This window comes from Delftia sp. 60 (genome assembly GCF_002754395.1).
Taxonomy (GTDB): domain Bacteria; phylum Pseudomonadota; class Gammaproteobacteria; order Burkholderiales; family Burkholderiaceae_C; genus Comamonas; species Comamonas acidovorans.
Genome location: NZ_PEFD01000001.1, coordinates 282,868 through 297,597 on the forward strand (window position 1 = coordinate 282,868; position 14,730 = coordinate 297,597).

The 14,730-nt window shown below is 68.8% G+C and carries 12 protein-coding genes and 1 pseudogene; 7 read left to right on the forward strand and 6 right to left on the reverse strand.

Going from position 1 to position 14,730, the window contains the following annotated elements:
* The first annotated feature begins 169 nt into the window (after positions 1 to 169).
* On the forward strand, positions 170 to 1,168 hold the full coding sequence (locus CLV01_RS01230; protein ID WP_012202110.1) for a porin: 999 nt from the start codon (positions 170 to 172) through the stop codon (positions 1,166 to 1,168).
* On the opposite strand, the gene CLV01_RS01235 is transcribed toward CLV01_RS01230, so the two are convergent.
* A complete protein-coding gene (locus CLV01_RS01235; protein ID WP_071953894.1) occupies positions 1,169 to 2,821 on the reverse strand; it encodes a methyl-accepting chemotaxis protein in 1,653 nt (550 codons plus the stop codon).
* A 593-nt stretch (positions 2,822 to 3,414) separates the two neighbouring features.
* On the reverse strand, positions 3,415 to 4,716 hold the full coding sequence (locus CLV01_RS01240) for a CaiB/BaiF CoA transferase family protein (RefSeq protein WP_099732545.1): 1,302 nt from the start codon (positions 4,714 to 4,716) through the stop codon (positions 3,415 to 3,417).
* 162 nt (positions 4,717 to 4,878) lie between these two features.
* Here CLV01_RS01240 and CLV01_RS01245 point away from each other — a divergent pair, with 162 nt between their 5' ends.
* Positions 4,879 to 5,793, forward strand: a complete 915-nt coding sequence (locus CLV01_RS01245) for a LysR family transcriptional regulator (protein ID WP_012202113.1) — start codon at positions 4,879 to 4,881, stop codon at positions 5,791 to 5,793.
* 36 nt (positions 5,794 to 5,829) lie between these two features.
* Here the strand turns inward: CLV01_RS01245 and CLV01_RS01250 are convergent, their stop codons facing one another.
* The 4 genes and pseudogenes from CLV01_RS01250 to CLV01_RS01265 all read right to left on the reverse strand — a co-directional run bounded on the left by CLV01_RS01250 (position 5,830) and on the right by CLV01_RS01265 (position 9,052).
* Positions 5,830 to 6,258, reverse strand: a complete 429-nt coding sequence (locus CLV01_RS01250; protein WP_099732544.1) for a PaaI family thioesterase — start codon at positions 6,256 to 6,258, stop codon at positions 5,830 to 5,832.
* The gene (locus CLV01_RS01255) at positions 6,255 to 7,412 is read right to left on the reverse strand and encodes an acyl-CoA dehydrogenase family protein (RefSeq protein ID WP_099732543.1); all 1,158 of its coding nucleotides are present in this window, start codon (positions 7,410 to 7,412) and stop codon (positions 6,255 to 6,257) included. The genes CLV01_RS01250 and CLV01_RS01255 overlap by 4 nt, the downstream gene beginning before the upstream one ends.
* 28 nt (positions 7,413 to 7,440) lie before the next feature.
* Positions 7,441 to 8,651 (reverse strand): annotated as a pseudogene (locus tag CLV01_RS01260) (thiolase).
* Complete coding sequence (locus CLV01_RS01265; RefSeq protein ID WP_099732542.1) at positions 8,648 to 9,052, reverse strand: Zn-ribbon domain-containing OB-fold protein; 405 nt, start codon at positions 9,050 to 9,052, stop codon at positions 8,648 to 8,650. The pseudogene CLV01_RS01260 and the gene CLV01_RS01265 overlap by 4 nt, the downstream one beginning before the upstream one ends.
* Before the next feature lie 365 nt (positions 9,053 to 9,417).
* On the opposite strand from CLV01_RS01265, the gene fmdA reads away from it, so the two are divergent.
* The 5 genes from fmdA (at position 9,418) to CLV01_RS01290 (ending at position 14,701) form a co-directional block, all read left to right on the forward strand.
* The gene (fmdA, locus tag CLV01_RS01270) at positions 9,418 to 10,650 is read left to right on the forward strand and encodes a formamidase (protein ID WP_013800071.1); all 1,233 of its coding nucleotides are present in this window, start codon (positions 9,418 to 9,420) and stop codon (positions 10,648 to 10,650) included.
* A gap of 17 nt (positions 10,651 to 10,667) precedes the next feature.
* The gene (locus CLV01_RS01275; RefSeq protein ID WP_099732541.1) at positions 10,668 to 11,015 is read left to right on the forward strand and encodes a zinc ribbon domain-containing protein; all 348 of its coding nucleotides are present in this window, start codon (positions 10,668 to 10,670) and stop codon (positions 11,013 to 11,015) included.
* 205 nt (positions 11,016 to 11,220) lie between these two features.
* Complete coding sequence (locus tag CLV01_RS01280; protein WP_099735271.1) at positions 11,221 to 12,186, forward strand: tripartite tricarboxylate transporter substrate binding protein; 966 nt, start codon at positions 11,221 to 11,223, stop codon at positions 12,184 to 12,186.
* Positions 12,187 to 12,332: 146 nt separating this feature from the next.
* On the forward strand, positions 12,333 to 13,574 hold the full coding sequence (locus CLV01_RS01285) for an ABC transporter substrate-binding protein (RefSeq protein ID WP_099732540.1): 1,242 nt from the start codon (positions 12,333 to 12,335) through the stop codon (positions 13,572 to 13,574).
* The gene (locus CLV01_RS01290; RefSeq protein WP_099732539.1) at positions 13,571 to 14,701 is read left to right on the forward strand and encodes a zinc-dependent alcohol dehydrogenase family protein; all 1,131 of its coding nucleotides are present in this window, start codon (positions 13,571 to 13,573) and stop codon (positions 14,699 to 14,701) included. The genes CLV01_RS01285 and CLV01_RS01290 overlap by 4 nt, the downstream gene beginning before the upstream one ends.
* The last annotated feature ends 29 nt before the right edge of the window (positions 14,702 to 14,730 follow it).

Genomic DNA, 14,730 nt, shown 5'->3' on the forward strand with positions numbered 1-14,730 from the left:
AGCGATCATGCTGCGATCTGCATCCTGGCTGCCTCCAAGTCGCTGCAAGCCACCAGCCCGCCGCGCACCTTCCAGCCACCTCTGTCGTGGCAACCCCCGTCGCCGTTTGCGCATGCCCCCGGGCCGCGCCGGTGTTGTGCCATCTTTCATTTCCAGGAACCCGTTCAGGATGCGTTGTACCTCCCGCTTGACCCTTGCTTCTCTCGCCGTTGCGGCTGCCCTGCCGGTGGCTGCCCAGTCATCTGCCACAGGCTCCAACGTCACCATCAGCGGTTATCTCGACGCTGGCGTGTTCCGGGATTTCGACAAGACCAGCAAGCTGGGCACGATTCAGCGCAGCAACCTGGCGATTGCCGGTTTCGAGGACCTGGGCGGTGGCCTGAAGGCCACCTTCCGGCTGAGCACGCGCTTCGACCTGGACACGGGCCTGACCGAGGACTATCCGAAGAAGCCCTTCTGGCATGACGAGTCCACCGTGGGCCTGCAGGGCAGCTGGGGCCATCTGCGCCTGGGCCGCGCGCTCAGCGCCATGTGGAGCCAGGAGTGGCAGTTCGATCCCTGGGGCAACTTCAACCGCATCGCCTCGCCGGCCTGGCACATGGCCCACTACCTGACGCCGACCGACCGCGCCAGCAACAACGGCTCGCCCGAGTACGGCCGCATGTCCAACGGCGTGTTCTACGACTCGCCCAAGTTCGGCGGATTTTCGCTGCACCTGAGCGCCTCGCCCGAGCGCACCGAGGCGCCGGGCCGCCAGGGCCGTGCGCGCTCGGTGTCGGTCAACTACGACCAGGGCGCGGTGGCGGCCATGCTGGCGCACGAGCGCAACGGCAGCGGCGACACCGACCTGTACATGGGCGGCAAGTACCGCATCGGCACGGCAGCGGTGATGCTGGCCTATGACCGCAGCAAGTCGGGCACGCCCGGCACGGGGCCCGACAAGTCGCGCATGGTCTCGCTGGGCGCCACCTACGGCATCGGGGCGACCACGCTCAAGGCCAGCTATGCACGCCAGCGGCTGGACCGCGATACCAACAACATGCTGTCGCTGGGCGCCGAGTACGCGCTGTCCAAGCGCACCATGCTCTACACCAGCCTGGGACACCAGCGCTACGAGAACCAGAGCTCGCGCACCGCTTTCGGCGTGGGCATGGCCCATTCCTTCTGATCAATGCGCTTCCCAGCGGCCTGACTGGGCAGCGCTGGTGATCCTTGCCAGGCCTGGAGCCGGCATGGGCTGAGGGGTTGCGGGCAGGGCGGTGAGTTCCAGGCCTTGCTCCAGCTTGAAGACGCTCACGGCCTGCTGCAGGCCATAGGCCTGCTCCTGCAGGGACTGGGCGGCGGCGGCGGCTTCCTCGACCAGGGCGGCATTCTGCTGGGTGACCTGGTCCATCTGCGAGATGGCCTGGTTGATCTGCTCCAGGCCCGCCGTCTGCTCGACGCTGGCGGCCGTGATCTCTCCCATGATGTCGGTCACGTTGCGCACGCTGCTGACGATGTTCTGCATGGTCTGCCCGGCCTGCGCCACCAGGGCCGATCCGGTGCTGACCTTGCCGTTGGAGTCCTCGATGAGCAGCTTGATCTCCTTGGCCGCATCGGCGCAGCGCCGCGCCAGGGCGCGCACTTCGGCTGCAACGACGGCAAAGCCCCGGCCCTGCTCGCCGGCACGCGCGGCTTCCACGGCCGCGTTGAGCGCGAGGATGTTGGTCTGAAAGGCGATGGCGTCGATCACGCCGATGATGTCGGCGATCTTGCGCGAGGAGGCATGGATGGCGCCCATGGTGTCCACCACCTGGGAGACCACCTCGCCGCCTTGCTGGGCGACGGCCGAGGCCGAGGCCGCCAGCTGGTTGGCCTGGCGCGCGTTGTCGGTGTTCTGACGCACCGTGACGGTGAGCTGCTCCATGGAGGCAGCGGTTTCTTCCAGCGAGCTGGCCTGGTGCTCGGTGCGCACCGAAAGATCGTTGTTGCCCGAGGCGATCTGGCTGGAGGCCGTGGCGATCGAGTCCGTGCCACTGCGCACCTGCCGGACGATGTGGATGAGGCTCTGGTCCATGCGGTGCAGTGCGTGCAGCAGCTGGCCTGTCTCGTCGGTGGTGGTGGCCTGGATGCGGCGCGTCAGGTCGCCTTCGGCCACGGCCTGGGCCACGCCCAGGGCCTCGTTCAGCGGACGCGCCACGATGCGCGCCAGCGTGAGCGCCAGGGCCAGCCCCAGCAAAATGCTGGCTCCCAGCAGGCCGACCACCCAGATGCGTGCGCTGCGATAGAGGGCATTGGCGTGGTCGTTGGCCTGCTGTCCGCCTTCGTGGTCGATCTGCACCATGCGGTCGATCTGGTCATACAGGCGTCGGCTCAGCTCCAGCGATTCGCCCTGGGCCAGCACCAGGGCTTCGTCCTTGCGGTCATTGCGCGCCAGGGCCATGACCATGGCGTGCTCCTTGGCGTACTCGTTGCGCAGCCGGCCCAGTTCGTCGTAGGCGGCCTTCTCCGGCGCGGAGCTGATGAAGCTGGCGTAGTTGTCGTAGCTGGTCTGGGTCTTCTTCCACAGCTCGCCCATGATCCTGTCGAAGGCACCGATGTCCTGCTCGCTGGTGGATATCAGGTACTGCAGCTCGTTGACGCGGTAGCGGGCCGTGGTGGCGCGGATGTCGAGCAACATGCGTGATGAAGGCATCCAGCGCGTGGCGATATCGATGGACGCCTGGTTGATCCGGCTGAGCTGCAGCACGGCATAGAGGCCCACGAAGGTGGTCAGCGCCAGGACGGCCACGAAGGCCAGCAGCAGCTTGGAGGAGATCTTGAGATTGCGAAAGGCTTGCATGGCGAAGTCCTGTAGGCGTGTCCCTTGAACGGCAAGGGGGAAAAAGGCGTGCAGCAGGGCGCACCTTGCCTGCCGTGCAGAGCAAGGTGGAACGGGTATCAGCGAAAGAGAAAACGAGGGCCGCAGTGCCCGCTCAGGGGGGAACCAGCCCGAGGTCCGGCAGATGCGGCCCTTGATGCGGGGCCTCATGGCGCAGGCCCTGTCCGTGCGCCTGCGCTGCGGCGGGCGCTTCGCGGGCATGCCGCAGCAGCGGGGAAGATGCAGAGGATTGCGAACCATCCGCCTGCACCGTTTGGCAAGCGGGTACCCGCTGCAGCCAGGCGTTCGGCGACGGCTGCCGCGCGCTGGGGGCGGGCATTGCGGGTAGTTGTCCTAGGGACTTCGGACAGGGAAAAAGTGGCTATCTGCATCTGTGGTGGGAATTATTTCCGCACCGTCTGAGGATGAGGATGCCCGCCATCTGATTTTGGATAGGACGTGTCCTAAAAGCCGTTTGCAGGCCCGCAGCCAAGCCATCCGCGTCTGCGGATGGCCGGTTTCAGGGCATCGGAAACTTCAGCGCATCAAGGCGACCGGCGTCTGTCGCCAGTCGCTCAGACCACGCCCTTGCCGCGCAGGGCCTGCAGCTGCTGTGCGTCCAGGCCCAGGCGCTCGCGCAGCACCTCGTCCGTGTGCTGGCCCAGGGCGGGCGGCGCATGGCGCAGCGTGGTGGGCGTGTCCGACAGGCGCAGCGGGCTGGCCGTGGTCACCACGCGGTTGATGGTCTCGCCCGCAGGCGGCGTGGCGCCCGGATAGCGCTCCTGCTCCACGCGCAGGCCGCGCGCGCGCACCTGGGCATCGTCGAAGGCCTGGCCGATGTGGTTGATGGGGCCGCAGGGCACGGCCTTGTCCTCCAGCAGCGCGATCCACTCGGCCGTGGGCCGGCCGCGCGTGAGTTCGGCCATCAGCGGGATCAGCGCGTCGCGGTGGATGACGCGGCCGGCATTGGTGGCAAAGCGCTCGTCGCGCGCCCAGTCCACGCCGGCCGCCCCGCAAAAGCGCGCGAACTGGCCGTCGTTGCCGATGGCCAGCAGCATGCGGCCGTCGGCCGTGGGGAAGTCCTGGTAGGGCACGACGCTGGGGTGGGTGTTGCCCTGGCGGCCCGGCACATGGCCGGTGTTCAGGAAGCCCGCGCCCTGGTTGGCCAGCACGGCCATGGCCACGTCCAGCAAGGCCATGTCGATGTGCTGGCCCCGCCCCGTGTGGTGGCGCGCCTCCACGGCGCCCAGGATGGCCGTGGTCGCATACATGCCGGTGAACAGGTCGATCACGGCCACGCCCACGCGCAGCGGGCCGCCGCCGGGCTCGCTGTCGGCGCGGCCCGTGATGCTCATGAGGCCGCTCATGGCCTGCACCAGCAGGTCGTAGCCGGCGCGCGGCGCATAGGGCCCGGTCTGTCCGAAGCCCGTGACCGAGCAGTAGATCAGGCGCGGGTTCAGCGCGCTCAGCGAGGCGTAGTCCAGGCCGTAGCGCTTGAGGCCTCCGGTCTTGAAGTTCTCCACCACCACATCGCTTTGCATGGCCAGCTCGCGGATCAGCTGCTGGCCCTCGGCCGTGGCCATGTCCACGGTGACCGATCGCTTGTTGCGGTTGCAGGCCGCGAAGTACACGGCGTTGTCCGAGGGATTGCCTTGCGCATCGGGAAAGAAGGGCGGGCCCCAGTGGCGCGTGTCGTCGCCCTCGCCGGGCTTTTCGATCTTGATCACGTCGGCCCCCATGTCGGCCAGGTTCTGGGTGCACCAGGGGCCGGCCAGCACGCGCGAGAGGTCGAGCACGCGCAGATGGCCCAGCGCTCCTGCGGTCTGGGTGGCCGTGGTGTGGATGGGGCTGGGGGAGGGGGTTTCTGTGTGGTTCATGGGCTGAGGCGGCTATCCCGGGCAGATGGGCCCATGCTACGGCGCGCGGGCCTGCTGCGGCTTCGCATTTGTGAAAGCGCGCGTTCGCGCACGGGCCGGCACTGCGGTTTGTACTGACGCGCGCGGCTCAGTGCCGGAGCCTGCGGCTTTCTACAATGCCGGATGGCCATGCATTTCGATCTTGTGGATCTGCGCCTTATGGTGCACATCGCCGACGCCAACAGCATGACGCGTGGCGCGGAACTTTCCTTCATCTCCCTGCCGGCGGCCAGCACCCGCATCAAGAACCTGGAGGAGAGCATCGGCACCAAGCTGCTGTACCGCACCAGCCAGGGCGTGACGCTGACGCCGCCGGGCCAGGCCTTCGTCACCCATGCGCGCATGGTGCTGGGCCAGATCGAGCATCTGCGCGGCGACATGCAGGAGTACGTGCGCGGCATCAAGGGCCATGTGCGGGTGTTTGCCAACACCACCTCGCTGGGCGAGTTCCTGCCGCCCGTGCTGCGCCACTACCTGCGCCGCAATCCCGACGTGAACATCGACCTGCGCGAGCGCCTGTCGCACGACATCGTGCGCGCCGTGACCGAGGGGCAGACCGACATCGGCATCGTCGCCGGCCTGGTGCGCACCGAGAACCTGGAGACCCTGCCCTACCGCCGCGACCGCCTGGTGCTGGTCGTGCCGCGCGGCCATGCGCTCGATGGCGAGATGCAGATGGCCTTTGCCGACACGCTGGACCTGGACCATGTGGGCCTGCACGAATCCAGCGCCATCCATGCCTTCCTGCGCCAGGCCAGCGACCAGCTGCACCGGCCCATCAAGCAGCGCATCCAGGTGGGCAACTTCGAGACGGCCTGCCGCATGATCGAGTCCGGCGTGGGCGTGGGCGTGCTGCCCGAGTCGGCCGCCAGCCGCCATGCGCATTCCATGGACATCGCCATCGTGCCGCTGTCCGATGCCTGGTCGGTGCGCGAGATGCAGATCTGCGTGCGCAGCCTGGAGGCCCTGCCGTCCTTCGCCCAGGAGCTGGTGGAGCTGCTGGTGGCCGACGCACAGGGCCGGCTCACGCTGGAGTAGCCGCCGGCCAACAGCCGCCCCCCGACCGCCGCCCGCTCAGTCGGCCTGGGCCGTGCCCCGGTCCAGCGTGGTCGGTGCCAGCCAGTACTTGAAAGTGCCGGTGGCCGTGGCCACCAGCTTTCCGTCTTCATCGAGCAACTGCGCCGCGCAGCTGCACAGGCTGCGGTTGGCATGCACCACCCAGCCTTCGGCCAGCAGCGCGCCCTTGCCCGGGCGGTGGAAGCGGCTGCTCATCTCCACCGTCACGGCGGTCTGCGATGGCGCACCGGGCAGCTCGCCCGCGGCGCGCGACATCACGGAGTCCAGCAGCGTCATGAGCACGCCGCCGTGCGCGGCGGGCAGCTGGTTGAGCAGTTCCTCGCGCATGTGGGGCAGGCGCACATGGACCTTGCCGGGCGGCGCGGGCACCTGCGAGGCGCCGATCAGCCGCATGAAGGCATTGCGGTCGGGGGCCGGTGCGCTCATGCGGCGCGCGCCTCGCGCACCATGTTGCGCGCGATGATGATCTGCTGGATCTGGGTCGTGCCTTCGTACAGGCGGAACAGCCGCACGTCGCGGTAGAAGCGCTCGATGCCGAACTCGGCCAGGTAGCCCGAGCCGCCCAGGATCTGCACGGCGCGGTCAGCCACGCGGCCCACCATCTCGGTGGCGAACATCTTGCAGCACGAGGCCTCGGTGGAGACGTTGCGGCCCTCGTCGCGGCGGCGCGCGGCGTCGATCACCATGCACTCGGCCGCATACAGCTCGGCCTGGCTGTCGGCCAGCATGGCCTGCACCAGCTGGAACTCGCAGATGGGCTGGCCGAACTGCTTGCGCTCCAGCGCATAGTTCAGCGCGTCGCGCAGGATGCGCTGCGCCACGCCCACGCTCACGGCCGCGATGTGGATGCGGCCCTTGTCCAGCACCTTCATGGCGGTCTTGAAGCCCTGGCCTTCCTTCAGGCCGATGAGGTTGGCCGCCGGCACGCGCACGTTGTCGAAGAACACGTCGCAGGTGTGCGCGCCCTTCTGGCCCATCTTCACGTCGTTCTTGCCGAAGCTGATGCCCGGCGACTTCGCATCCACGATGAAGGCCGAGACGCCGCCCGCGCCCTTGTTGGCCGGGTCGGTGCGCGCCATCAGCGTGAACATGCCCGCATGCGGCGCATTGGTGATGAAGCGCTTGTTGCCGTTGACCACGTAGTGGTCCCCATCCCTGATGGCGGTGGTGCGCAGCGAGGCCGCGTCCGATCCCGCCTCGGGCTCGGTCAGCGCGAACGAGGCCATGATCTCGCCCGTGGCCAGCTTGGGCAGCCAGGCCGCCTGCTGCTCGGGCGTGCCGTCGATGAGGATGCCCTGCGAGCCTATGCCCACGGTCGTGCCGATCACCGAGCGGAAGGCCGGCGCGGTCTGGCACAGCTCGAAGAGCACGCGCACCTCTTCCTCCATGGTCAGCTCCAGCCCGCCGAACTGCTCGGGGATGGTCATGCCGAACAGGCCCAGGTTGCGCATCTCCTGCACGATGGACTCGGGAATCTCGTCGGTCTCGGCCACTTCGTTCTCGGCGGGCACCAGGCGCTCGCGCACAAAGCGGCGCACGCTGTCCAGCAGGGCTTCGAGGGTTTCTTGGTCGCGGATCATTGCGGTGTTCTTTCTTCTCTCTACGGAATCAAAGCGCCTCGGCCGTACCCAGCACAGCCGTGGACTGGCTGGAAAGGGTGCCGCCATTGCCATGGACCACGGCCGTGCGGTGGCGTCCCAGCTGGCGCTGGCCGGCCTCGCCGCGCAGCTGGCGCACGGCCTCGATCAGCGCAAAGATGCCGTACATGCCCGGGTGCACGCAGGACAGGCCGCCGCCGTTGGTGTTGACGGCCAGCCGCCCGCCGGGCGCGATACCGCCCTTGGACACGAAGGCGCCGCCCTCGCCCTTGGCGCAAAAGCCCAGGTCCTCCAGGAACAGCAGGGTGTTGATGGTGAAGGCGTCGTAGACCTGGGCCATGTCCATGTCGGCAGCGGTGAGCCCCGCCATGGCAAAGGCCTGGGCGCCCGACTGCGCGGCGGCCGTGGTGGTCAGGTCGGGCATGCAGGAGATCTGGCGGTTCCAGATGGCCGTGGCATTGCCCAGCACGTAGACGGGGGGCGCGGCAGGTCGCGGGCGCGCTCGCCGCGCACCAGCACGATGGCGCCCGCGCCGTCCGTCACCAGGCAGCAGTCGCGCACGCTCAAGGGGCTGGCGATGGGGCGGGCCGAGAGCACGTCCTCGATGGTCAGCGGGTCGCGCATGAAGGCTTCGGGGTTGAGCTGGGCCCAGGCACGCGCGGCCACGGCCACCTCGGCCAGTTGCTCGCGCGTGGTGCCGAACTCGTGCATGTGGCGCGCGGCCGCCAGCGCATAGGCGGTCACGGGCAGCACGGGCTCGTAGGGGAACTCGTAGGGCTGCGGGTCCAGGAATCGCCGCGCCGCCTGGCCTTCCTTGCGGCCGAAGGTGGCCGAGCGCTGGGCGCTGCCGTAGCACACCAGCACGGCCTTGCACTGGCCGGCCTCCAGTGCGCGGATGGCGGGCAGCAGGTGGGCGATGAAGCTGCTGCCGCCGATCATCGTGCCGTCCACATAGGTGGGGTTGATGCCCAGGTGCTCGATCACGGGCATGGTCCACATGCTCGCGTTGACGCTGCAGGTGGCCAGGCCGTCGATGTCCTGCATGGTCAGGCCCGCATCGGCCACGGCCGCATGGGCGGCGCGCACCAGCAGGGTCATGTCGTCCATGCCGGGCGCCTCGCCACAGCCATAGGTGGCGGCGCCGGCAATGGCCACGCGCCCGCGCAGCGGGCGGTTCACGGCGGCGGCGTCCAGGGTGGATTGGGGGATGCGGGCGCTCATGCTGCACCTCCATGGGAAACCTGTGGAGCCGGTTGCAGCGCGGGCTGGAACAGCACCAGGCCGCGTCCGTCCTTGCTCGCCACATGGGCGCTCACGCGCTGGCCTATGCGCACGTCGGCCGGCGCAATGCCTTCGACGCGGCCCATCATGCGCACGCCTTCGTCCAGGTCGATCAGGGCCACGTTGTAGTCGCCACCGGCATCGCTCTTGCGCGCGACGGTGCTGGTGGAGTAGACCGTGCCCTGGCCGCTGGCGCGCACCCAGCGCAGCGGGCTGGCGCCGCAGTGCGGGCACAGCTCGCGCGGGGTGAAGACATGGCGCGTGCATTGCGGGCACTGCTGTATGCAGAAGCGGCCGGCATCGAGTTCGGCCTGGTAGTGGGTCTGTGCGCTCAGGTGCATGGGCGGTGTCTCCGTTCTCGGTGTTCTTGGCGCTGCACCCGGCACGCGGGCGCAGCGGCTGTCCGCCAGCATGCCCGCATCGCGGGGCCGCTTCAATTCGCCAATCTGGAAGGGTGGCTTCACCAGTGCCGGCGCCCGGCTGTCAACCCAGGGTTGCTGCCTAGGCGGGCCGGCGGGCACGGCTGCTATGGTGTTTATGCATTCCCGGCCTTTTCTTCATACCCGCCCTGCGCCGCCTGCCGGCGCACCGAGGGCGCGCCGCCGCTTTGGCATTAGCGTGGCGCCACAGGAAGGTCGGCAATGGCGCGCCGCACTCCGGCCCGTTCTCCGCTGTCGATCCCCACCCACCCAGGAGGTTTTTGCACATGACGGATACGCTGATCAAGGTGGACCTGAACCGCCCGCCCACCGACAACGAAAGAGTCCACAACCGCTGGCACCCGGACATTCCCATGGCCTGCTGGGTCCAGCCCGGCGACGACTTCATCCTGGAGACCTACGACTGGACCGGCGGCTTCATCAAGAACAACGACAGCGCCGACGATGTGCGCGACATCGACCTGACCACGGTGCACTACCTGTCCGGCCCCGTGGGCGTGAAGGGCGCCCAGCCCGGCGACCTGCTGGTGGTGGACCTGCTGGACATCGGCGCCAAGCCCGACAGCCTCTGGGGCTTCAACGGCTTCTTCTCCAAAAACAATGGCGGCGGCTTCCTGACCGACCATTTCCCCTCGGCCCAGAAATCGATCTGGGACTTCAAGGGCATGTTCACCAGCTCGCGCCACATACCAGGCGTGAACTTCCCCGGCCTCATCCATCCCGGCCTCATCGGCTGCCTGCCTGACCGGCCCATGCTGGAGATGTGGAACGAGCGCGAGCGCGCCCTCATCGCCACCGACCCCGAACGCGTGCCCGGCCTGGCCAACCCGCCGTCGGCCGGCACGGCCCACATGGGCCAGATGCGCGGCGAGGCCCGCGACAAGGCCGCCGCCGAAGGCGCGCGCACCGTGCCGCCGCGCGAGCATGGCGGCAACTGCGACATCAAGGACCTCTCGCGCGGCGCCAAGGTGTTCTTCCCCGTCTATGTGGATGGCGCCGGCCTGAGCGTGGGCGACCTGCACTTCAGCCAGGGCGATGGCGAGATCACCTTCTGCGGCGCCATCGAGATGGCCGGCTGGGTGCACATGAAGGTCAGCCTCATCAAGGGCGGCATGGCCAAGTACGGCATCAAGAACCCCATCTTCAAGCCCAGCCCCATCACGCCGCGCTATGACGACTACCTGATCTTCGAGGGCATCTCGGTGGACGAGAGCGGCAGGCAGCACTACCTGGATGTCAACGTGGCCTACCGCCAGGCCTGCCTGAACGCCATCGAATACCTGAAGAAATTCGGCTACAGCGGCGCCCAGGCGTATTCCATCCTGGGCACGGCGCCCGTGCAGGGCCATATCAGCGGCGTGGTGGACGTGCCCAACTCCTGCGCCACGTTGTGGCTGCCCACGGGCATTTTCGACTTCGACATCAACCCCAACGCGGCGGGGCCGGTCGTCCAGTTCGACGGCAGCATCGACATGCCCCTGTCTCCCGACCTGCGCTGACGCCAAGGAGTCCGCCCATGCCCACCTACGACTACGACTGCGTGCAATGCGGCGGCTTCGAGGCCCTGCGGCCGCTGCGCCTGCGCGACGAGCCCGCGGCCTGCCCCGGCTGCGGCACGGCTGCTGCGCGCGTGCTGGCCGCCGCGCCCCGGCTGGCGCTGATGGCCGACGGCACGCGCCGCGCCATGGACACCAACGAGCGCGCGCGCCACGAGCCCGCCAGCTCGCGCGACTATGACTATGCGCGGCTCAGGCACCCGGCAGGCTGCGGCTGCTGCGGATCGGGGCGGCGCAGCGCCACGGTGACGGCGCCCAACGGCGCAAAGTCCGCGCCCTCGCGGCGGCCCTGGATGATCAGCCACTAGGCGGCATCGGAGTGGACCGCTTCCCAGGGTTTCCACCGCTTGGGAGCCCTGGAAGCGCGCCTTCCACATTCGCGAAACACGGCGCAGGTCGGCTTGCCCAGAATGGGCCGCGCGGCAAGCCGCCGCCCGTTGCCCGGAGTTTCGCCATGCCCCGTCTTCCCTCCCATCCTCTTGCCCGTCTTCCTTTTCGTCGCAGCGCCGCCGCCTGCTGTCCGCCGGCGGCGCGCTGGCTGCCAGCAGCCTGTTTCCCGCAGCCCGGGTGGCCCATGCGGCCGATGCCTGGCCCACGCGGCCCGTGCGCTTCATCGTGCCCTTTCCGCCCGGCGGTCCCGTGGACACCACGGCGCGCGCCTTCACCCAGAAGCTGGGCGAGATCTGGCAGCAGCCCAACCTGGTGGACAACCGCGCGGGCGCCGGCGGCATGGTGGGCGCGGCCCTCGCTGCCAAGGAGCCTGCCGACGGCTACACGCTGTTCGTGGGCTCCATCCACCATGCGGTGAACCCGGCGCTGCAGCCGAAGATGACCTACGACATAGAGCGCGACTTCGCGCCCGTGAGCTTTGCGGCCATGTTCCCGGTCTTCCTGGTGGCCCATCCCTCGGTGCCCGCCAGCAATGTGCGCGAGCTGATCGCGCTGGCCAAGTCCGGCAACGGCCTGAGCTTCGGCTCCTCGGGCAATGGCGGCGGCACGCACCTGGCCGGTGAGCTGTTCAACATGCATGCAGGCATCAAGCTGCAGCACATTCCCTACAAGGGCAGCGCGCCGGCCATGAACGACCTGCTGGGCGGCCAGGTGCAGCTGATGTTTGCCGATGCGCCCAGCGCGCTGCAGCACATCAAGTCCGGCCGCATCAAGGTGCTGGGCGTGGCCAGCCGCCAGCGCTCGGCCATGCTGCCCGAGGTGCCCACCATTGCCGAGTCGGGCCTGCCCGAGTACGAGGCCTATTCCTGGGCCGCGCTGTTTGCGCCGGCCCGCACGCCGCCCGCCGTGCTGGCGCGCATCAACGCCGACTTCAACACCGCGCTGCGCGATGCCGCCGTGCGCCAGCGCCTGCTGACGGCGGGCGCCGAGGCCGACCCCGGCACCCAGCAGCAGATGCGCGAGCGCCTGAGCAGCGAGCTGCGCAAATGGGCCCAGGTGGTCAAGGTGGCCGGCATCCAGGCGGACTGAGCGCGGCGGCGGGCCGGAGTCGGGGCAAACCCGGCTTCGCAGCGCTGCAACCCCGCCTTTCGCAATCGCGCATAGGCGGGCCGCTATGGCCTGCTTAGGCTTGCCTTCGGTATCCAGAAAAACAACCCCGAGACAAGGAGACGGATATGCGGAAAGGCTTGATGCGAGGCGGCTTGACCAAGGCGCGCGCTGCCGGCTGCGCGCTGGGCGCCGGCCTGCTGTGGGCGGCGGCGGCGCAGGCGCAGCAGATATCGGACGATGTGGTGCGCATCGGCGTGCTCAGCGACATGTCGGGCCTGTACGCGGACACGGCGGGGCGCGGCTCCGTCGAGGCCGCGAAGATGGCCGTGGCCGACTTCGGCGGCCAGGTGCTGGGCAGGAAGATCGAGGTGGTCTGGGCCGACCACCAGAACAAGGCCGACGTGGGCTCCACCCATGCGCGCACCTGGTTCGACCGCGACGGCGTGGACCTGATCGTGGACATCAACAACACGGCCGTCGCCATCGCCGTCAACAACCTGGCGCGTGAGCGCGGCAAGATGGTGATCAACACCGGCGGCGCCTCGGACATCCTCACCAACGAGCACTGCGCGCCCACGGCCATCCACTACACCTACGACAGCTATGCGCTGGCCAATGGCGCGGTGCGCGGCATCCTGGCCCAGGGCAAGAAGGACTGGTTCATCCTGGGCGTGGACTATGCCTTCGGCAAGGCCATGACGGCCAATGTGACCGACTTCCTGAAAGACGGCGGCGGCAAGCTGGTGGGCACCACCTTCCATCCGCTCAACGCCAGTGATTTCTCGTCCTTCCTGCTGCAGGCCCAGGCGTCCAAGGCCTCGGTGATCAACCTGGCCAATGCCACCAGCGACACGGTCAACGCCATCAAGGCCGCGCACGAGTTCGGCATCGCGCCCAGGCAGACCCTGGTGCCCAGCCTGCTGTTCATCAACGACGTGCATGCGCTGGGCCTGCGCTACGGCCAGGGCATGGTGCTGACCACGGGCTTTTACTGGGACCGCACCGAGGCCACGCGCGCCTGGTCGCGGCGCTTCTTCGAGAAGATGAAGAAGATGCCCTCCATGATCCATGCGGGCGCCTACTCGGCCGTCACCAACTACCTCAAGGCCGTGCAGGCCACCAGGGGCGACGACGGCAACGCGGTGGCGCGCCAGCTCAAGCAGATGCCCATCGAGGACTTCTTCGCCCAGAACGGCAAGGTGCGCGAGGACGGCCGCATGGTGCACGACATGTACCTGGTGCAGATCAAGAAGCCCGAGGAATCCAGATACCCCTGGGACTACTACAAGGTGCTCTCCACCATCCCCGGTGACGAGGCCTTCCGCCCGCTGTCCAAGAGTAGCTGCAAGCTGGTGAAGACATCATGAAGATACGCGCCGCCGTACTCACGAGAACGGGCGCAGCCGCGCCCTATGCCGACAGCCGCCCGCTGGAGATCTGGGAGGTGGACCTGGCGCCGCCCGGCCCCGGCGAGGTGCTGGTCAAGGTGGCCGCCGCAGGCGTGTGCCACTCCGACCTGTCCATCATCAACGGCGACCGTCCGCGCGACACGCCCATCGTGCTCGGCCATGAGGCCGCAGGCGTGATCCAGGCGCTGGGCGAGGGCGTGACCGACCTGGAGGTGGGCGACCACGTGGTCATGCTCTTCGTGCCCGGCTGCGGCAACTGCCAGCCCTGCGCCGAGGGCCGGCCCGTGCTCTGCGAGCCCGCAGGCCAGGCCGGCGTGGCGGGCACCCTGCTGTCGGGTGCCAGGCGGCTGTCGCGCAATGGCCAGCCCATCTCGCACTTCGTCGGCGTCTCGGCCTTTGCCGAGCATGCCGTGCTCTCGCGCCGCGGCGTGCACCGCATCGACAAGTCGGTGCCGTTGGAGCTGGCTGCGCTGTTCGGCTGCGCCGTGATGACGGGCGTGGGCGCGGTGGCCAATACCGCCAGGGTGAGCCCCGGCCAGAGCGTGGCCGTGGTGGGGCTGGGCGGCGTGGGCCTGTCCTCGGTGATGGGTGCGGCGGCGGCGGGCGCGGCCCGCGTGGTGGCCGTGGACCTCAATGCCGACAAGCTGGCCATGGCGCGCGATTTCGGCGCCACCGACACCGTCAATGCCGGCGACGAGGATGCCGTCAAGCAGGTGCGGGCGCTGACGGGCGGCGGCGTGGACCATGCCTTCGAGATGGTGGGATCGGCCAAGGCACTGGAGATGGCCTACCGCATCACGCGGCGCGGCGGCCAGACCGTGACGGCGGGCCTGCCCTCCAGCGCCCAGGCCATCAGCCTGCCGGTCTGGCACCTGGTGGCAGAGGAGCGCACGCTCAAGGGCTGCTACATGGGCAGCTGCGTGCCGCGCCGCGACATCGACCGCTACCTGGCCCTGCATGCGGCCGGCAAGCTGCCCGTGGACCGCCTGGTCACCGGCCACCTGACGCTGGACCAGATCAATGAGGGCTTTGACCGCCTGGCGCGTGGCGAGGCCATACGCCAGATCATCCGCATGGAGGCCTGAGGTCAGGCTGATAGCGAGGACCGGGGCTG